Consider the following 18,922-nt stretch of genomic DNA (forward strand, 5'->3'; position numbering starts at 1 on the left):
CTCGCTCCGCGATATCCCCGTTCAATTTTGGAAGCGGACTTTCATTCAGGGCGCGAGCGCGGCCTTGTACGACGCAATGGCGCTGGCGAAGCCCATCTTCAACGCGTCGGCGGTCAGTTCGTGTCCGATGGAGGCTTCTGCGATCGGCGGCATCGCTGCGATCAGATCGGGAAGGTTCGCAAGATTGAGGTCGTGTCCGATGTTGACTCTGAGGCCTGCGGCATGGAGAGCGCCTGCCGCCTCTGTCGCGACAGCGAGGATCGGCCCGGGGCCGCCAGCGCGATGCTCGGCCGCGTAGGAACCCGTATAGATTTCGGCGCCATCGGCTCCGCTTCCGAGCACGCCCGCGACCACGGCAGGATCGGGATCGATGAACACGATCACACGGCCCGACACCGTCTTGAATCGTGCGACCAGGTCCCGCGCCGATATCGGTCCATCTCGCTCATCAAACTTCCAGCCGTCCTCGGACGTGAATGCGGAAGGCAGATCGGGGACGAGCGTGCATTGATGCGGGCGCACGGCTGCGACAATCTGGAACATCCGATCGTCGGGATAGCCCTCGATATTGAGCTCGAAGGTTGACCGGAGAGGTGCGATCCATTGCGCAAGAGCGTGGACGTCTTCATCGCGAATATGGCGCTGGTCGGGCCGCGGATGAACGGTGACCCCGTCTGCGCCTGCGTCATAAGCAAGCTGAGCGAATGTAAGTAGATCGGGCACCCCTGTTCGCCGCGAGTTTCGCAGCAGGGCGACCTTGTTGAGGTTCACACTCAGGCGAGTCGGCATATCGCTCCCCTCGTCGGCCAGTCCCCGTAAGCTGCCGACTGGCGGATTCACGCATTCTCGACCATTCGGATTTGTGAGTTGACCGCCTAGCGGATTCGGCAGTGCCGCGCATGATTAGAACTGCTCATGAAGGTAATGCGCTATCGCGCTAATGGCTGATCGCTTGCCTGCCGGGGCCATCCGGGGTCGCCCCCCGAACGAATTGAGGCGAACGTTTCATCTCACGTCGCCAGTATCGGCACTTGCCGCGAAGCGCGTCGGCGATCTTGATGGGCTTGTTGCGACCGAGGTCTTTGGGGAAGTCATCTGCATGGCGCTGTCGGCGTTCCGGGCGGAGATACTAACGGTCCCGCACGACCCGGCCCTTGCTGGCGAGGGTGGCATCCGGCACTGGCCGGATGGTCTTCTGGTCGTCGAGGATGGGCTCGTTGTTGCCTGCGGCGCGTTCGCGGAGCTCGGTGCGCGCTTCGCGGATATTGCGGTCGAGCGGTTCGATGGCTTGCTGGTGCCAGGCTTCGTCGACACGCATGTGCATTATCCGCAGACCGATCGGATCGCGGCGCATGGCGGGCACCTCTTGGAATGGTTGGACCGGCACATCTATCCGGCGGAGGCCGCCTTCAGTGACCGGGGCCATGCCGATGACGTGGCAGCATTTTTCCTCGATGAGCTTCTGCGCAACGGGACCACCAGCGCGCTGGTATTTGCTACGTCGCACGTCCAGTCCGTCGACGCACTGTTCACGGCGGCACAGGCGCGCAACATGCGGATCGTGTCCGGCAAGACGCTATCGGATCTCGCCCCGGGCAATCTGGCGGACGACGTCGTGTCCGGCCGGGCCGACACCGAAGCGCTGATCGCGCGCTGGCGTGGTCGCGGCCGGCTGGGCTACGCCGTGACGCCACGCTTTGCGCTTGTCTCGACCGACGCGCAGCTCGCGAGCGCCGGTGACATTCTGGCGAGGCATCCCGAGGTCTTGCTGCACACCCACCTGGCCGAGACCGCGCAGGAATGCGCCGCGGTCGCCGCGCGCTTCACCGATGCTGTCGATTATCTCGACGTCTATGACCGGTTCGGACTGGTCGGCCCGCGCTCGATTTTCGCTCACTGCGTCCATATCAGCGACCGTGCGCTCGGCCGAATGTCTCAGGCCGGGGCCGGTATCGCGCACTGCCCGACCAGCAATTTCTTCCTGGGTTCGGGCCTGTTCGATCTCGCGCGGGCGGACGAACACGGCGTGCGTGTCGGGATCGGAACTGATGTCGGCGCGGGCACCAGTTTCTCGATGCTGCACACCATGGGCGAGGTCTACAAGGTGGGGCAACTGCGTGGCCATTCCTTCGACCCGTTTCGTACACTTCACCTTGCGACCGCTGGGGGTGCGCGCTTGCTCGGCGCAGGCGATCGCATTGGGTCGCTTTCCGTCGGCCAGGAAGCGGACTTCGTCATATTGGACTGCGCCGCGACCCCTCTTATGGCCCGCCGGACGGCTGGGAAACGCTTGGCCGAGCGTCTGTTCGCGCTGCAGATCCTCGGAGATGACCGCGGGGTCGCCTATACCTATATCGCGGGCTGCCGCGCTCACGCGCGAGCGCTACTTTGATGGCTCCTGGGCCCTCACCTTCTTGAAATCAGGTCGACACCAACTGAACCACAATTTCCACCAGCCGTTGGTACCTCCACAGAAAACCCATGGAGGACGTCGATGGCAGACAATAAGTCGAAGCGCGGCAAACAAGACCGGGCCCGGGTTGCAGGCAATGAGGGCTACGAAGTCAGCTATTTCGCCCGGAAGCACGGCATTTCCGCCGAGCAGGCCCGAAACTTGATCAAGAAGATCGGCAACAATCGAGAGAAGCTCAACAGGGCCGCCGAAAAGCTCTGAGTTCGACAGCGCGGGGTAGCGATGCCGATCAAGGACCAGATCAAGAATTACGCCAAGAAGCTTGTGGAGGACCGTCCCGATCGCGGCTCGCTTGAGACGCTGGTCAGGCCCCGCAAGCCAATGGCTTTGCGGTTCGCTGACGACGGGATCGTGCCCAATAATCCGCGGTTTCCCCTGCTGATTTATCGCGGCGCAATCTCAGCCCGCTCTCGAACGTTCGCCATGGCGACCGTCATCGACACGGTGTTCGAGGCGAATGGGTGGGGAAGGTCTTGGCGCGATTCCGTGTATGACTTCGTCCACTATCATTCGCAGATCCACGAGGTGATGGGCGTTGCGCGCGGTGACGCAAAAGTCGAGTGCGGCGGGGTGAAGGGACGCATCGTGTCGCTGAAGGCCGGCGATGTTGTCGTGCTACCGGCGGGCACGGGGCACCGCCTGATCGAGGCTTCTCGCAACTTTCTCGTGGTCGGCGCCTACCCCAAGAGCGGCACCTATGACGAGTGCACCGACAGCCGAGACCGCCCGGCCGCCATCAAGCGCATCGCGAAGGTCGGTCCCCCGGGCACAGACCCGGTCTATGGCAAGAATGGACCATTGACAGAGCTGTGGCGCGGGCGCGGAAAGCGCGGCTGAGCGGTAAGGTCCGTCCATCCGACCGGGATTCTCTCCTCTCCAAATATGCCACCCGTCTGGCCTCAATCCCGAGTGCAGCGCGCACGGCTGATCAACCCGATGCGCACTCTCACGCATCATTGACCTCGATGGCGCACACTTGTCGCAGCCTTTGAGCTGCGCTCGGCGGCAAGCTGCGGCGCGCTTGATTTCAGCAAAGGCGAGAGATGATCAGTTCTGACCATGTACCGGTCGCCATGATGGATTAGCGGGTGCAACACCTGAGCCGGTGCATGAGCGCGCCTGACGCATTTTGACCCATTCATATTGAGGAGTCCGCGCTGACGAACCGACTGCCCCTCCTGATCTTGGCCGGTATGGTCCTTGGCGTAATGGCGGGGCTCGGCGCCAATATTTCGACTGCCGGGAACGAGGCAACGGCCAAGGACGTAGCGGGCTATTTCCACCTGTTCGCCGACATCTTCCTCCATCTGGTGAAGATGATCATCGCCCCCCTGGTCTTTTCCACCCTGGTGGCCGGCATCGCTCATATGAATGATGGAGCGGCGCTGGGTCGGATCGGCGGGCGCGCGATCGCCTGGTTTATCGTCGCAAGCCTTCTCTCCCTCGCACTCGGCTTGGTCTTCGTGAACTTGTTCGAGCCTGGTGACGGCCTCGGCCTCACGCGCACCGGCGGCGCGGCCGACGTCCCAAACGCGACGCTCAACTTACGCGACTTCGTTATGCACATCTTCCCCACGTCCATGGTCGGGGCGATGGCGGAGAATTCGATCCTTCAGATTGTCGTCTTCTCGCTGTTTGTGGGCGTCGCGCTCACAGCGATCGGCGAAAAGGCCAGGCCCATCGTCGCGCTCGTCGAAGCCATCGTCGCGTTGATGCTTCAGGTGACGAGCTATGTCATGCGCATCGCCCCGCTGGCCGTGTTCGGTGCGCTTGCCTCGTCGGTGACGGTGCAGGGCCTGGGCGTGCTCGTGACTTTCGGCAAATTGATAGGCGAATTCTACGTTGGGCTTGTGGCTCTCTGGCTGCTGCTGGGCTTCGCCGGCTTTGCGGTGCTAGGCCGGCGAATGCTGACACTGGCGGGGTACATCCGCGAGCCGGTGCTGATCGCCTTTGCGACAGCGTCTTCGGAAGCGGCCTATCCCAAGATGCTTGAACAACTCGACAGGTTCGGCGTGCCGCGCAGGATCTACAGCTTCGTATTGCCGTTGGGCTATTCATTCAATCTCGACGGCTCGATGATGTACGCGACCTTTGCGACCCTCTTCATCACTCAGGCCTATAATATCGACCTCAGCCTTGGCACCCAGATCGTGATCTTGTTGGCGCTGATGGTGACGAGCAAGGGCATCGCCGCCGTACCGCGCGCAAGTCTTGTGGTCGTCGCCGCCACGCTCGGCCAGTTTCATCTTCCGGTCGAAGGCGTTGCCTTCATCCTGGCCATCGATCATTTTATGGACATGGGTCGAACAGCCACCAACGTGTTTGGCAATGCGATCGCGACGTCGGTCGTTGCCAAATGGGACGGGGTGCTGGGCGAGCTCGCGCCTGTCGGCAAGGCTGACCTCGGCACGCCGCTGCATTCAGCGGCTTCCTAGCGAACGAGCAGGATGCGGGCGGTCCGATCATTCGTGGTCGGCGCAGGGCTGTGCCGATGCACCGCATCGGATCACACCGCCGCCCGGCCCGCCGGCAGCAACAGAAGGTTGGCCAATTCTTTGGGAGCGTCGATCATGATGTCGTGGCCAGACTCGACCTCAAACACAGTCCAGCCCTCACGCTGTTTCGCGAGTTCGTACTGCTTGGTGATTTGAGGATTCCCCCAGTTTGTAGCGTAAATGTAGGTGTGGGTGGGGATGCGGTCGCCGTTGTTTCCGATCCTGATCTTCTCTGTCAGGGTCGCATATGGCTGCGAGGTGAGACGACGGTTGACCATGGCTTGGTCCGCTTTGTTCACCTTGAAGAACCAGGCTGGCGGCGGCGGCGTCAGTCTGCAGCCCCGACCAAAGAGCCAGACAGAAATCATGATCGGGAGGAGCCGCCACCCGGGGAAGACGTAATCGTTCATGGACTTGCCGCTCTCAGGCACGACAGCGTCGAGAAAGACGAGATTGCCGATCCGGTCCGGGATGCGGTCTGCGACGCCGCTGATGACCATGCCACCATAGGAGTGGCCGCACAGGATCACGTCTCGGAGGTCTTCCCGTTCAAACAGTGCGACGATTTCGTCGATATGGGTCGTCAGGTTGATGCGGCGCGCGTCCATCGAAGCGCGTTCCGCCAGCCCCGCGAGCGTCGGCGCAAACACCTGATTCCCCTGTGATCGCAGGATCGCCGCGACACGGTCGTAGCACCAGCCGCCGTGGTTGGCGCCGTGAATGAGAACAAAGATCTTGTCAGGCTGGGACGGGGTGGTCATGGGCACCTCCGAAACCTATCAGCAAGGACTGACGCTCTGACTTGACCCGGCGCTAGAATGTCAGCGGCCGATACACCGGACGGTAGTCGCCAGCCAACGTCATGCGCCTCTCTTTGACGAAGGAGGCCAGCAGCGTGTCGATGCATGCCATCAACTTCGGATCACCGCGTATCTCGAAAGGTCCCAGTGTTTCGACTTGCTTGATGACGGGGGCTCGTACATTGCCTGCCACCAGAGCGGAGAACATGCGACGCAAATTGGCGGCTCGCGCATGCACGGGCTGATCCAAACTCAACTCCAGCCCCGCGACGGCATCGTGCGTCACCTCAAAGGGCGTCTGCAAAGCGGGGGGCACCCGGAGATTCCAGTTGAAGTTATAGGCTTCGCCTGTCGTCTTGCGATACTCGCGGACCCGTTCGACGCCCTTCAACATCGCGCGCGCTACAGCGAGTGGATTATCGATGATGATGCTGTACCGCTTTTGTGCTTCCGGGCCGAGCGTCAGGCCAATGAAGTCGTCCACGCGTTTGAAATAGGACTGAGCTGAAGCCGGACCTGTGAGAACCAGAGGCATGGGCTGATCTGCGTTCGCAGGGTCCAGCAACAATCCCAGCAGGTAAAGGATTTCCTCGGTCGTGCCGACTCCGCCTGGGAAAATGATGATGCCATGGCCGAGACGCACGAAAGCCTCGAGGCGCTTTTCGATGTCAGGCAGGATCACCAGTTGATTGACGATCGCGTTGGGTGGCTCCGAGGCGACAATGCCGGGCTCGGTCAGGCCAACATAGCGAGCATGAGGAATGCGTTGTTTCGCGTGTGCGATCGTGGCGCCCTTCATCGGCCCCTTCATTGCGCCAGGCCCGCAGCCGGTGCAGATGTTCAGTCGCCGCAAGCCCAGTTCGTAACCAACCTTCTTGCTGTAGTCGTATTCTTCTCCGGTGATGGAGTGCCCGCCCCAGCAGACGACGAGGTCGGGCTCCGTTTTAGCACCGAGCGCATGAGCATTGCGCAGGATGTGGAATACAGCATTCGTGATGTCGTCGGGATCAGACAGGTTGAAACGGCCGCTGTCGACAATTTCGTTGGCCGTGTAAATGATATCCCGCAGCACCGCTGAGAGATGCTCCTTCACGCCGTGGATCATCTCGCCGTCGACAAAGGCTGTGCCGGGCGCGTGATGCATTTCCAGCTTGATGCCCCACGAGCGCTGCACGATTTTCACTTCGAAATCGCGATATTGCTCCAGGAGAGAGCGCGCATCATCGCGGTAGCTGCCCGAACTCATGACAGCGAGCGCGCATCGGCGGAAAAGCGGATAGAGGCCGCCCTGGCTGCGATCCAGCAGCTTGGCCACCTCTCCATGGGATAGATTTTCAAGGCTGCCGCGGGGCGCGACGCGAGCGTTCACAAAGGTAATGGCGTCGACGTCAGCCTGCGCCCGTTCGACCGTCAGGGGGAGAAGCGTGATCTTGCTCGTCGTGACTGCGACCGGTCCACTCACAAAGCCCGCGCCTCCGTGCCATCCTCGTCCGGAAATCGAGCGGCGTGGATACACCCTGAGATGGCGTGTGGCATGATCAGAACTGATCACGCCACACCTTCATTGCAACGATCTCACGGGCGGTTCTTTGGACGCGCCGTCCGCCTGAGGGTCACTCGATCAGCAGTCGCTGGAGGCCAGGTCGACAGCGCGTGTCGGGCGATCGCCATCAATGCTGGGCGTGACAGTCCGGCCTTCGCCTGGACCGCGAGGCCGTGGGTGACGGCCATGATGTAACCCGCGAGCATCGCGCAGTCCGCATCCGCTCTCAAATCGCCCTCTGCCTGTGCGCGCGCGAGGCGGTCCTGAAGCGCCTGCTGGGCAGCATCGCGCCGCTTGAAGAGTTCGTCGCGGATGCTGGCGGAATGATCGGAGCAGCCAAGCGCGCCGTTGACGGACATGCAGCCGGGGCTCTTCGCATAGCAGGTGACGAGGTTGACGCTGCCTTCGAGGATGTGCCGGGCCACCTCCTTCGCGGTCGGCTGCGCGAGCGCCTCGGCGAAGTAAGCCGTGTAAGTGTGGTCGTAACGATCGAGCGCCTTGAGGAACAACGCTTCCTTATTGCCGAAGGCCGAATAGAGCCCCGGCCTCACGACACCCGTGGCCTCGGTCAGATCGTCGAACGACGTCCCCTCATAGCCCTTTTCCCAGAACACCCGCAGCGCGGCTTCGAGCGCCACGTCCAGGTCGAATTCGCGATGCCGGCCCATCGTCCGCTTAGCCTCACCTCTTTTTGATACTGCCCATTATAAAATTCTTGACGGCATTTGTCGAGATACGATATCGCTCAATACCATAACATTTAGTATCGTATTGGAGCCTGCATGAGGGGCGTCGATAAGTCAGAGGATCAGCGGGCGACTCTGACGGGATGGGCCGGGGTCGGTTCGGTTGCGGCAGGTACGTTCCTGCTGGTAACGACGGAGTTCCTGCCCATCGGCCTGCTGTCGCCGCTCGCCGCAGACATGCAGGTCTCGGAAGGAGTGGCCGGTCTCTCCGTCACGGCGCCGGGATTTGTCGCGGCCTTCGCCGCTCCGCTGCTGACCATGCTGGCACGCGATGCCGACCGCCGGATCGTCGTGCTGGCCCTCACGGCCGCGATCGTCGTCTCCAATCTCATCGGCGCGCTCGCTCCGAACTTCGCCGTCTTCCTGGTCGGACGCCTCGTGCTGGGCCTCGCCGTCGGCGGCCTCTGGTCGTTCGCCGTCGCGGTCGGGCGGCGGCTGGTGCCGGAAAGCGCCGGGGCGCGGGCGACCTCGATCATCTCTCTCGGCATCTCCGCCGGCACGGTCTTTGGAATGCCGGTCGGCGCGGTCGTCGGAGACTGGGCCGGCTGGCGCATGGTTTTCGCCGCGAATGTCGTGCTCGGCCTGGCGATCCTGCTCGTGCAGCTCGCCTTCCTGCCGCGTCTGCCGACCACGATCCCGATCGACATCGGTCGGCTCATCGCCTTTGCCAAGGTGCCGATGGCCCGGGTCGGTCTTCTCGCCAGCGCTTTCGTCGCCGGTGGGCATTTCATCGCCTACACGTTCCTCGAGCCCTATCTGCGCGACACGCTGGGGCTCACGCAGGATGGCGTGGCGCTCGCTCTGGCGGGCTATGCCGTGACCGGCATCGCCGGTGCCTTTGCCGGCGAACGCTTCGCCGTTCGCGACATCCGCAGCGCCATCGCGGTCTCGGCCGCAGCTGTCGGTCTGACCGTGATCGCAGCCGCGACAACGACCGGCGCGCCGGCGATCATCATGGTGATGGCGTGGGGCTTCGCCTTCGGAGCCGTTCCCGTCTGCGTCCAGATCTGGATGTTCACTTCGTCACCGCGCCTCTACGAGGCCGGCTCCGCGCTCATGGTCAGCGCCTTCCAGATCGCGCTCTCGGCGGGCGCTGCGATCGGCGGCCTGCTGGTCGACACATCGGGAATCGGCTCGGCCTTCCTCACGGGCGGCGCTGTTTGCATCGCCGGCGCCCTCATTCCGCTGGCATTGCGATCGCGCGTCGCCTCGCCAGCGCCCGTTCCTTGCACGTCCGGAGACATCCCATGACGATCGAACTCGGCACAGGCAGTATTGACCGGACGGCTGGTTCTACGAGCGCAACCCATTCGTCGCTCTCAGGCAAAGTTGGCCTGGTAACGGGCGGCGCGCGTGGTCTCGGTCTCGAGATCTGTCGCCAACTCGCGGAACGGGGGGCCCATGTCATCGTCGCCGCTCGCGATGTGGCCAAGGCCGAGGCCGCTGCCAAAGGGCTGCGTGGCGCGGGGCTCACGGCTTCCAGCCTCAAGCTCAACGTGACGAGCGTAAGTGACCGCAAAGCCGCCTATGACGCGATCGAGTCGACGCACGGTCGGCTGGACATTCTCATCAACAATGCCGGCATCCTGCTCGACAGCGTTGACGGCGGCACGCCTGCGGACCCGCCGCCCAGTGGCGCCTTGCCCTCCACAGTTCGCGAGACCTTTGAGGCCAACTTCTTCGCGCCGGTCTTCCTGACCCAGACGTTGCTGCCGCTATTGAGGCGCGCGCAAGCCGCTCGCGTCGTCAACGTCTCGAGCATCCGCGGATCGCTCACGCATCTCTCCGACCCGAGCTCGCCGGTCTATCCGGTCCGCGCATTGGGCTACGACACCTCGAAAGCCGCGCTCAACGCCTTCACCATCCTGCTCGCCGAAGAGCTGCGTGGCACGCCGATCAAGATCAACGCCATCCATCCGGGCTGGCTGCGCACCTCGATGGGTGGCGGCCGCGCCAACATGAGCGCCGAGGAAGGTGCTGCGATCGCCGTCCAATATGCCAGCCTCGGCGAGGACGGCCCAACCGGCGGCTTCTTCTTCGGTGACGAGCGCCTGCCCTGGTGATGGTGACCGGAATCCCAAACATCAAAACAAGGAGCTTCCCATGAGCAAGACATTGTCGGGCACGGTCGCCCTCGTCACCGGCGGATCGCGCGGCCTCGGCGTCGCGATCGCCCATGCCCTCGCCGATCAGGGAGCTGACGTCGCGATCAGCTACGTCGCATCGGGCGAAAAGGCGGCCGCCGTTGTCGAACGCCTGAAGGCGAAGGGCGTCCGCGCTGTCGCCATCAAGGCCGACCAGGGCGATCCGGCGGCATCCGAGCCGCTCATCCGCGAGGTGGTGGACAAACTCGGCAAGCTCGACATCCTCGTCAACAATGCCGCCGTCGCCTGGCAGGGCAAGACGATCGACGATCCCGAGATCGACAATGCGGCGATGGACCGGCAATGGGCGATCAACACCTTCGGAGTGATCGCCAACATCCGCGCCGCTGCGAAGGTGCTGCCCGACGGCGGGCGCATCATCTCGATCGGCTCGGGTCTCGGCACGCGCATCGCCTTTCCGGGCACGACGGATTACGCGGCCTCGAAGGCGGCCATCGTCGGCTATACAAAAGGCGCCGCGCGGGATCTCGGCCGCCGCAACATCACCGTCAATGTCGTCCAGGCCGGCATGATGGATACCGACATGGCTGCGGGATCGAAAGGCAAGCTGCCGCCGATCATCACCGAAAGTCATGCGATCCACCGCTTCGCCGAGCTGAGCGAGGTCGCCGGCGCCGTCGTTTTCCTGGCGGGGCCGCATGGTGGCTTCACCACCGGCTCAGTCATCGACGTCAATGGAGGCTTCACTGCCTGAGCTGCTAAGGCGGGTCTCGCGAGACTCGGCGCGACGACGGAAAAGCGCCTGCGCTGTCCGGCAACGGCCCGCGCAGGCCGCTTCCAACGCTCTATTGCTTGCGTGACCCTGCCGCTTTCACAGCAGATGCGATGCTCGCGACGACAGCGATCGCGGCGCCATAAAACGCGAAGGGCAGGCCCCATCGCTGCGCCATCCATCCGCATGTGACAGCAGCGGCGCCCATGGCGATGTCGAAAAATGCGTCATAGATGCCGATGGCCGTGCCGCGCGCGGATTCCGGAATGCCTCTCAGCATGGGTACGGCCATCATCGGAAAGACCATCGAGAAGCCGAAGCCGGCCAACGCGGCCCCCATGAATGCAAAGGCGGGGACAGACGCTGTCGCTATCATCAGGATCCCTGCCCCCTCCAGAAGGATGAGGACGAGCATCGGCAGAATCGTGTGCGTCCTGTCAGGCAACCGTGACAGGAAGAGGCGGGCAGCGACATGTCCAAACCCAAACAGCGCGACCGCCATTCCTCCATTCGGCCAACCCTTGTCATTGAACAAAAGGACCCCGAAGGATGAGACCGCGGCGAGGCCGAACACCGAGAGAGCGAGGGTGAGGCCCGGCCACCAGACGATGGTGACGATCTGCATCATCGGGGTGCGCTTTGCGATTGTCTGCACCTCGATCGCCTGCGCCCGCCCAGCGATCAGAAGACCGGCGATGCTCACAGCGGCCATGATCGTGACCGCCGCGTGAAACTCGAACAGGGCGCCTGCTCCCGCACCAAGGGCGAGACCGCCGAACATCGCGAGCCCGATCCAGGACATGGCCCAGCCCGCCCTGCTGACGCCGACCAGGCCCACTGCCCATGCACCGCCGCCGGTGATGACCAACCCTTCGCCGATGCCTGTGAGAACGCGACCGACGAGGATCAAGGCGATGTCCACGGTGTTCGCTGCAATGCCGAGCGTCGCCAATCCATATGCGATGCTGGCGAGCAACATCGATGTCAGGCCGATCGCAACGGCGCGGCGCGGTCCGCGTCGATCCACCAGGCGGCCAGCCCATAACCGGCTCAAAAGCGTGGCGGCAGATTGAGCGGCCATCACCAATCCGACCGCATCGATCTCGAATCCGAACCGCCCAACCAGGTAGGGCGGCAGAACCGGGAGAGGCAATCCCATCGCGGCCAACCCGAAGAAGACTGCAAGGCAGACCAACCCAATAGGGCTTGTCGGCCTCATGCTTTGCGGTTCGGACAAAGAGGGAGATTTTGTCACGGTCGTGGTTTCGTCAGGAGACTGACGGGACGAGATCACTGGCCTGACGGCGAAGCGCCTCAGCAGAACAATGGCTGCAGTCCAGAGCAGAATGCGTTGCAGATTGTGTTCTCATCGAATCCCTGCGCCGCTGAAACAAAGTCGCTGCGCCAAGGCCAACGCTTGCTTTTGTCGCCATAAGCAACGTGCGCCGGCGGCGCCGCGGCGCGATTTCGCAACGATCAAATTATGGGAAACGGAAAACGGGCATTATACGAACCAAGCCAATAAACCGCGCAAATCGGTCACCCGCTGTCTCCCTCTCGCTGCGCAAGCGTGCCTGGCAGGACGTGGAGGGAGGCGGAATGGAAGGGCTGACCTCGCCGCGACAATCGGCGGCTGGATCGTCGCGCTTGCGACGCGTGCGGCTTGAAGTCCTGACGTTCTGACGGACCGAAGCGGTGCTAGTCGAGGCTAGGCACCCGCTTCGCTAATCAAAGGTTCTCGACCCCGGTGTTGAGACTCACAGCTCTATGATTCCTTCGCGGAGCTTACGGTTACGCTCTGCAAGTTCGAATTCATCCGCCGGAAACAGCAACGACATGCCATCGGTCGCTGCTCTTTTCTGCACGCCTTCCACAAGGGGGCGAAGCTTGTCTTCGTATTCATGGAACGCGACGGCATGATCATCCGGGTGGCGTCGAAGTGCTTCGGCCAGGCGCGCCGCACCGATCAGGGCCATGGACCCGCCCATGCCGGCGAGGGGAGAAAGGCAGTATCCCGCGTCGCCAACGAGCGCGACGCGCCCCTTCGACCAGCTTTTCATCCTGATCTGGTTCGCTTGGTCGAAGTAAAAGTCGCCGTCCTTATGGACGCGCGCAAGCATCGCCGGCACTTTCCATCCGAGCCCGTCGAAGCGGTCCTGAATGAGCCGGCGTTGTTGCGCCTTGTCGCGATAGTCGTAGTCGATCTGCCGATCGGAGCGAAACGCCAGGGCTATGTCGGTGCGGATCGTCGTAGCCATTCAGCATGGCCGTCAGCCCCGGCACGCTAAAAACCTGTGTGGTGTTTGCCGGAAGCAAACCGGTCTCTGGCACGACTCGCAGATAGAAGTATCCTCCCATGAAGTAGGAGGATGAATTCGCGTCTTCGAAGACGAGGTTTCTGGTATTTGAGCGATTGCCATCGCACCCGAACACCAAGGTGTAGTCGCCCTTCGAGCCGTCGCTGAACGTGGCCGCCACACGTGCTGGCCCGTTCTCCAATTCACTTAAAGATCGTCCGAATAGAATTTCCACCGAGCTGTCCAACGATCCCAAAAGGATGTCGAGCAGATCGTCTCGGTGAATCTCATATCGCCGCTCAGGTGGATCGCCAGCATCGGAGGCGGCTTTCAGCCCACCCAAAGTGGCGTCCGTCGCGTCCTTGAACTCGAAATCGCGCGGGGGCAACGCTTTTGCGCGAACCGCCTCCAACAGCCCCATGCGTGAGAGGATCTCGATCGTCTCGTCCTCGATATCGACAGGGGTGCCGCCCCGCCGCAAACCGCTCGCAAGCTCGATCACCGTCACGCGATAGCCAAGTCTCGTCATCCAAAAGGCGGTCGCCAAGCCAGCGAAGCTGGCGCCGCTGATCAGCGCCGACGGTTGGGTCGCACCGGCGCTCACCGCTGCGGGGGTTGACGGGTTGACCATGACGCACTGAAGTTCCATTACAAGGAATGTGGACTTGATCCATAAATGTACTCAGTCTAGAAAGCAAGCCATGTCCGAGCCACCGGTTGAGCGTCGAACGCGGAAGCGAGCGCTGACACGCCAAACCATTTCCGATGTCGCGACCCGGCTCTTTTTTGAGCGGGGCTTCGACCAGGTGACGATCGACGAGATCGCGGAGGCGGCTGACGTCGGGCGAATGACTGTATTCAACCACTTTCCCCGCAAGGAGGATCTGTTCTTCGATCGGGAGCAGGAGATGAGGGAGATCGCGTTCGCGGCCGTCCAAAATCGCGATGTCGATATATCGCCCATCAAGGAGTTTTGGCACATCGCCTGATCGAACAGCCTCATCCGTCCTACCCGCTCTTTGACGGTACATATCTGTTTGTGGAGACGGCGCTTGCGAGCGAAGCGCTAAAAGCGCGTGCACGGCAGATGCGCGACGACTTTATCCGTGCGCTGGCGGTCGTTCTGGCCGATTCCGTCAACCGCCCGCGCGGCGATCCCGATGCGCATCTCGCCGCCGGAATGATCGCGTCGGTTTGGAGCGTAGCATTCACGCAGGCGCATGAGCGCTTCGGACGCACGCGCAACGCCAATGATGCAAACCGTGTTTTCCTGGATCTGATTGATCGAGGGACAATCGGGGTCGGCGCGGCACTCGCGGCTACGGCCTACGTCTGAACAAGTGAGTCCTTCTCAGCTTCAGGTCCACCAAAGGTCGCTCACTTTGATATACTCCTGAATTGTCCATCTGGAGTGGACAAGTTCGATCAGAGCTAAAGCTTGGTTGGCAACCGAACGTCAGTTTCGCGGCGCTTGCCTGGCCGTTCTGCCAGCCAACAATTCCCGCATCGAGGCGATCACATCCTCGGGGCGATAGGGCTTTGAGAAGAACACGCTGCCGTCAGGAATGTCCGTGATTTCCACCGTGCGGAAGCCGGACGTGACGATGATCCGGGTTGGCGGCCAGCGCTCGGCGACGACCCGCGCCAGGCGAAGCCCGTCCATCGAGCCGGGCATGTCGATGTCGGTGAAGACGAGATGGACAGGATGCCCCTCCTCCAGAACGCCGATGGCGTGATCGGCATTGGCCGCCTCGCGGACCTCCATGCCGCTATCACGCAGGAAATCGACGACATCGAGGCGCAGCAGAGGCTCGTCTTCCACGACGAGGACGACAGGGTTTTCCAAGGCGAAACCAATAGGTTAGTGTCCGTAATGCGCCTAACGCCCGCCGGTCCGAATTGATCCGCGAATTGACGCGGCTTTTTCGGCGTATCTCCCGCTTCCCCATACGGAGGCTTATATTGGGGCGATGCGCATTCTTTAGCGGGCTTTCGCCGCGACAGTGAAGATTGCAAGAGGGCCACGATGGCGAGAACGAACTTGCAATTTGCAGCAGTCCCGACCGACGATCATGACGCCGCTGCGATGCTGGCCGCGATCGTTGAATCCTCGGAAGACGCCATCCTCAGCAAGACGCTGCAGGGCGTGATCTCGACCTGGAACCGCGGCGCCGAGCGTCTGTTCGGCTACACCGCCGAAGAGGCCGTCGGACGATCGATCACCATCCTGATCCCAGCCGATCGTCTCGAAGAGGAGCCCGCGATCCTGGCCCGCATTCACGCGGGCGAGCGGGTCGACCATTTCGAGACGGTGCGGCGCCGTAAGGATGGAACGCTGCTGGATATCTCGCTGACGATCTCGCCCATTCGCAATGCGGCGGGCGAGATTATCGGCGCCTCGAAGATCGCCCGCGACATCGGTGACCGCAAAGGCGCCCTGGAGCGGCAGAAGTTGCTGCTGCGGGAGATGCAGCATCGCATCAAGAACCTGTTTGCGCTCACCGGCGGACTGGTGTCACTGGCGGCCCGCAACGCTGCGACCCCGGCGGCGCTTGCGGCCTCGATCCGGGAGCGGCTGTCGGCACTGTCAGCGGCGCATGAGCTGACGCTTCCCAACCTCGAGTCCGACACGGCTTCGGAATCGGCGACCAGCCTGCGAAGCCTCCTCGACCGGCTGCTCGCACCCTATCAGGATGGTGGAGCGGCACGACTGACCTTCACCGGCGACGACGTCGCGATCGGTTCGCGACAGCTGACCAATGTCGCCCTCCTCATGCATGAACTCGTGACCAACAGCGCCAAATATGGTGCGCTCTCCAAACCGAGTGGCACGATCGCATTCACGGTCGAGCACGCGGGCGATGCGGTTCACCTGACGTGGGCCGAGCGCGGCGGTCCGACGGTCAAACCTCCAGACGGCAGCGCTGGTTTCGGGACACGCCTCGAGACCATGATTCGGGAATCGCTGCACGCGGCCCTTGCCAAGGAGTGGAATGCCGACGGGTTGATTGCGCGCCTGACGATCCCGGTCGACTCGCTCTCGCAGTGACGTCGCATCGCAGGCCGACGAGCCAGAGACTTTCGACGCTTACCCGTAACGTAGTCGGGACTGACCAATCGACGGTCAGCCGGGCACCGCTACAATTTCAATGCGGCGCGGAGCTCGGCCGTCGCGGCCGCAAGATCTTCGCGGTACGTCGGGGCCGACCACAAAGCGACAGCAATCGCGACCGCAGCCTGACGGCCAGCCGCAAGATCCGTCGGATAGTGGACGCCAGCGATCACGCGGTTATCTCCGGTCTCGTGGCCTCTGGCGAAAATCTCTGCACTTTTCTCAGGCACGATATGGGCCAGCACGATCGCATAAAGCTGTCCGAGCAGAGCATTCCCACTTGGGTATGAAGTGCTCCCAGGCCGTTCGATTGGATTGACCTCTGAGTTGGTCGCAAAGGGTCTTGGCCGCTTCCACAGGTTCTTGGTGACTTCGAGGCTTGCAACCGAGTCATGATAAATTCGCGAAAACAAGAGAGCCGTTTTAGGTAAGTGCTCTTTCGCAAAGCCTGGCCCGAGAACATCGGCGAAGGCGAATACGGACAAGTCGGCCGTTACCTTCGCTCGGGCGACTTGCGCTTCGGTTCGCGCCGCCTGCGCGTCGATAACAGCCTTCAGATCAAGTTTCTGCTGTGCGGATTCAGCTGATGGCGGAGGACCGAGGAGTGCCGACAACGGAACTTGCTCTGGTGCGATGTAAGCCGTCTCAGCGTGGACATTGCTCGTAATGACCATCAGCGCGAAGGTCAGCACGGCTGCGACGCCGGAGGCAGCCACTCTTGGAAAACGACTGTTCATCATCTCTCGATCTTTAGCGGATTGATAGCCGACGGTTTCGCGAAGCCAACCCGCCGCTTCGCGGGTCGACTTCCTGGCACCTCTCACAGCTGAGCCGGGAAGATATGATTGACCGCCACCAAAATGATGAGCAGGGCGATGCCGATGCCAAGGCTCCAGCCGATCAGCTTCTTTTCGATCGGGAGCAGCGGCTCGAACTGGTTAGTCTCTTGTTCTGCGATGAGATTGTTGTCCGACATGTTTGGTCTCCTCTTCGAAGCGCTCAGCTGACGAGTGGTGGCTTTATCCCGCTGAAAAACAGCCAGGAGATCAGCAATCCGACCCAGATCACAAATCCGAACAAGCTGATGACATAGACCGCCGCGAGCTTTCCGAAGCCCTGCTGCCAGAGCTTGCGGAAATCCGCCAGCACGCCGATCGAGAAAAACGTCAGCGTGAAAAAGAGGACACGAAAGACGTTGGCTTCACCCGCAGCCGTCGGTAGCGCCTTGGCGACATCGCTGCTCGACCCAAGTGCCAACCACAGCGAGACGGCGAATACGAAAATGAAGCCGAGAATGAACTTTGGAAATCGCTGCCAGATCTCGGATGCCTGCGCCTTGTCGGATGTCTTGTTGATGTGGTTGGTCCAGATATAGCCGAGGATGAACGCCCAGATCGCGATGAAGATATCGATGAATATCTTGACGGTCGTCGTCGTCGCGACGATCCAGCCGGGCTGATATTTGATGCCCTCTCCTGCGGCCTTGGCTAGGATCAGCGCTTCAGTAATGCCGCCACCAGCAACAGCTGCACCGTCCGTCTTAACCGCAAGGCCGATCCAGGCACCTGCGACCAGCGGCTCATGCCACAGGAACGCCTGCGCAAGAAACGGGAGGATCAACACCTCGACCACGGCGAAGATCACGACGAGCGACGACACCAGGACCGGAACAGCGGGGCGCGCCCTAATTGCTCCGCCCGTCGCGATGGCGGCGGCCACGCCACAGATCGAGATGCCAGAGGCCAGCGGAACCGACCATTCGCGGCTGAACCCAAACCATTTCCGAGCAATGAAGTAAACGACAGCCCAGTAGATCAGGTAGGCCTCGACAATTGCCGCGATCCCGCGAATAAGCAGGGACGAAGCCAGATTAAGCCGTCCAGCCGCTGTCACCGCGATGGTTGCGCCAAGGATGACGATAGCGATCTTGATATAGAGTTCGGGACGAATAGCCTCCTTGAGCCATTCAGCGAACCGCGGAAAGAAATTTGCGATGATGACGCCGGCAAGGAGAGCGACGACTAGGCCGACCTCGCTGGTGAGCTTCAGCGACCATGAGATGCCGAACCGTTGCAATTCGGCAGGAGTTACGGCGGCAATATAGGCGTAACTGCCAACGATCCAGCTCGCGTAGGAAATTGCGAATACAGCCGTAAACGCGAGGGCGAACTTCTTCACATCGACGCCAAGTGTCGCGACGCCCAAGCTGAGAACGACCAGTGACGCGGCATAGGTGGCAAGTAGCGCACCGGCACCGCCGAGACCACTATACGACTTGGCAAATGGCGCCAGCGCTTTCGTCACGTCGGTATAGACAGTCGTCGTGACAGCCCAGCCAAGGATATCTATTCCCGCAAGGCTCAGAAAGGCCAATCCGAAAACAAGCAGGCCGATGATCACGGCAAGCCAATCCTCGTTGATTTGAGCCCTAAGAGAAGCTGATTGAGGAATGGTAGCACTGATGTCTGCTGACATTTGGTCGTGGCCCCCGGCAGGTCGCGCGACACACAAATGTGACGCGCGTATGAATTTATCGGCCGGTCATATCAATGTAAAAATGCTGCACCGGCAATAATCGA

The 18,922-nt window shown here is 61.8% G+C and carries 21 protein-coding genes; 10 read left to right on the forward strand and 11 right to left on the reverse strand.

The window, feature by feature from the left end; all coding sequences use genetic code 11:
• Positions 1–45 precede the first annotated feature (45 nt).
• Positions 46–789 (reverse strand): pyridoxine 5'-phosphate synthase, encoded by a 744-nt coding sequence (locus tag QM712_RS20765; protein ID WP_415025005.1) that lies wholly within the window; start codon positions 787–789, stop codon positions 46–48.
• A 310-nt stretch (positions 790–1,099) separates the two neighbouring features.
• Here QM712_RS20765 and guaD point away from each other — a divergent pair, with 310 nt between their 5' ends.
• From guaD to QM712_RS20785, 4 genes are all read left to right on the forward strand, one after another.
• Entirely contained in the window at positions 1,100–2,392 is a 1,293-nt protein-coding gene (gene guaD / locus QM712_RS20770) for a guanine deaminase (protein WP_415025006.1), read from the forward strand.
• A gap of 102 nt (positions 2,393–2,494) precedes the next feature.
• Positions 2,495–2,674, forward strand: a complete 180-nt coding sequence (locus QM712_RS20775) for a DUF3606 domain-containing protein (RefSeq protein WP_415025007.1) — start codon at positions 2,495–2,497, stop codon at positions 2,672–2,674.
• Between the two features lie 21 nt (positions 2,675–2,695).
• Positions 2,696–3,310, forward strand: a complete 615-nt coding sequence (locus QM712_RS20780) for a cupin (protein ID WP_415025008.1) — start codon at positions 2,696–2,698, stop codon at positions 3,308–3,310.
• Between the two features lie 320 nt (positions 3,311–3,630).
• On the forward strand, positions 3,631–4,908 hold the full coding sequence (locus QM712_RS20785) for a dicarboxylate/amino acid:cation symporter (protein ID WP_415025031.1): 1,278 nt from the start codon (positions 3,631–3,633) through the stop codon (positions 4,906–4,908).
• 71 nt (positions 4,909–4,979) lie between these two features.
• Here the strand turns inward: QM712_RS20785 and QM712_RS20790 are convergent, their stop codons facing one another.
• The 3 genes from QM712_RS20790 to QM712_RS20800 all read right to left on the reverse strand — a co-directional run bounded on the left by QM712_RS20790 (position 4,980) and on the right by QM712_RS20800 (position 7,979).
• Positions 4,980–5,729 carry an alpha/beta fold hydrolase gene (locus QM712_RS20790; protein WP_415025009.1) on the reverse strand — a complete coding sequence of 250 codons (750 nt, stop codon included), beginning with the start codon at positions 5,727–5,729 and terminating at the stop codon, positions 4,980–4,982.
• Between the two features lie 52 nt (positions 5,730–5,781).
• Entirely contained in the window at positions 5,782–7,230 is a 1,449-nt protein-coding gene (ppnN, locus tag QM712_RS20795) for a nucleotide 5'-monophosphate nucleosidase PpnN (protein WP_415025010.1), read from the reverse strand.
• A 113-nt stretch (positions 7,231–7,343) separates the two neighbouring features.
• On the reverse strand, positions 7,344–7,979 hold the full coding sequence (locus tag QM712_RS20800; RefSeq protein ID WP_415025011.1) for a TetR/AcrR family transcriptional regulator: 636 nt from the start codon (positions 7,977–7,979) through the stop codon (positions 7,344–7,346).
• Between the two features lie 114 nt (positions 7,980–8,093).
• Between QM712_RS20800 and QM712_RS20805 the strand changes: the two genes are divergently transcribed.
• The 3 genes from QM712_RS20805 to QM712_RS20815 are packed head-to-tail and all read left to right on the forward strand — an operon-like array spanning position 8,094 to position 10,916.
• Positions 8,094–9,308 carry an MFS transporter gene (locus QM712_RS20805; protein ID WP_415025012.1) on the forward strand — a complete coding sequence of 405 codons (1,215 nt, stop codon included), beginning with the start codon at positions 8,094–8,096 and terminating at the stop codon, positions 9,306–9,308.
• Complete coding sequence (locus tag QM712_RS20810; protein WP_415025013.1) at positions 9,305–10,120, forward strand: SDR family oxidoreductase; 816 nt, start codon at positions 9,305–9,307, stop codon at positions 10,118–10,120. Before QM712_RS20805 ends, QM712_RS20810 begins: the two co-directional genes overlap by 4 nt.
• Before the next feature lie 40 nt (positions 10,121–10,160).
• Entirely contained in the window at positions 10,161–10,916 is a 756-nt protein-coding gene (locus QM712_RS20815; protein ID WP_415025014.1) for an SDR family NAD(P)-dependent oxidoreductase, read from the forward strand.
• Between the two features lie 91 nt (positions 10,917–11,007).
• On the opposite strand, the gene QM712_RS20820 is transcribed toward QM712_RS20815, so the two are convergent.
• From QM712_RS20820 to QM712_RS20830, 3 genes are all read right to left on the reverse strand, one after another.
• Positions 11,008–12,153, reverse strand: a complete 1,146-nt coding sequence (locus tag QM712_RS20820) for an MFS transporter (protein WP_415025032.1) — start codon at positions 12,151–12,153, stop codon at positions 11,008–11,010.
• Between the two features lie 538 nt (positions 12,154–12,691).
• Positions 12,692–13,054 carry an FAD-dependent monooxygenase gene (locus QM712_RS20825; RefSeq protein WP_415025015.1) on the reverse strand — a complete coding sequence of 121 codons (363 nt, stop codon included), beginning with the start codon at positions 13,052–13,054 and terminating at the stop codon, positions 12,692–12,694.
• The gene (locus QM712_RS20830) at positions 13,035–13,862 is read right to left on the reverse strand and encodes an FAD-dependent oxidoreductase (RefSeq protein WP_415025016.1); all 828 of its coding nucleotides are present in this window, start codon (positions 13,860–13,862) and stop codon (positions 13,035–13,037) included. Before QM712_RS20830 ends, QM712_RS20825 begins: the two co-directional genes overlap by 20 nt.
• A gap of 70 nt (positions 13,863–13,932) precedes the next feature.
• On the opposite strand from QM712_RS20830, the gene QM712_RS20835 reads away from it, so the two are divergent.
• Together QM712_RS20835 and QM712_RS20840 are read left to right on the forward strand one after the other, a co-directional pair.
• On the forward strand, positions 13,933–14,220 hold the full coding sequence (locus tag QM712_RS20835) for a TetR/AcrR family transcriptional regulator (protein WP_415025017.1): 288 nt from the start codon (positions 13,933–13,935) through the stop codon (positions 14,218–14,220).
• Positions 14,205–14,567, forward strand: a complete 363-nt coding sequence (locus QM712_RS20840) for a hypothetical protein (RefSeq protein WP_415025018.1) — start codon at positions 14,205–14,207, stop codon at positions 14,565–14,567. Before QM712_RS20835 ends, QM712_RS20840 begins: the two co-directional genes overlap by 16 nt.
• A gap of 120 nt (positions 14,568–14,687) precedes the next feature.
• Here the strand turns inward: QM712_RS20840 and QM712_RS20845 are convergent, their stop codons facing one another.
• Positions 14,688–15,053 carry a response regulator gene (locus tag QM712_RS20845; protein ID WP_415025033.1) on the reverse strand — a complete coding sequence of 122 codons (366 nt, stop codon included), beginning with the start codon at positions 15,051–15,053 and terminating at the stop codon, positions 14,688–14,690.
• A 219-nt stretch (positions 15,054–15,272) separates the two neighbouring features.
• On the opposite strand from QM712_RS20845, the gene QM712_RS20850 reads away from it, so the two are divergent.
• Positions 15,273–16,280 carry a PAS domain S-box protein gene (locus QM712_RS20850; protein ID WP_415025019.1) on the forward strand — a complete coding sequence of 336 codons (1,008 nt, stop codon included), beginning with the start codon at positions 15,273–15,275 and terminating at the stop codon, positions 16,278–16,280.
• Between the two features lie 89 nt (positions 16,281–16,369).
• Here the strand turns inward: QM712_RS20850 and QM712_RS20855 are convergent, their stop codons facing one another.
• The 3 genes from QM712_RS20855 to QM712_RS20865 form a co-directional block, all read right to left on the reverse strand.
• On the reverse strand, positions 16,370–17,083 hold the full coding sequence (locus QM712_RS20855) for an acid phosphatase (RefSeq protein ID WP_415025020.1): 714 nt from the start codon (positions 17,081–17,083) through the stop codon (positions 16,370–16,372).
• 80 nt (positions 17,084–17,163) lie between these two features.
• Positions 17,164–17,319: a hypothetical protein gene (locus tag QM712_RS20860; RefSeq protein WP_415025021.1), complete on the reverse strand. Its 156-nt coding sequence runs from the start codon at positions 17,317–17,319 to the stop codon at positions 17,164–17,166.
• 23 nt (positions 17,320–17,342) lie between these two features.
• Positions 17,343–18,818: a putative sulfate exporter family transporter gene (locus tag QM712_RS20865; protein WP_415025022.1), complete on the reverse strand. Its 1,476-nt coding sequence runs from the start codon at positions 18,816–18,818 to the stop codon at positions 17,343–17,345.
• Positions 18,819–18,922: the final 104 nt, after the last annotated feature.

This window comes from Bradyrhizobium sp., assembly GCF_047605465.1.
Lineage (GTDB): Bacteria > Pseudomonadota > Alphaproteobacteria > Rhizobiales > Xanthobacteraceae > Bradyrhizobium.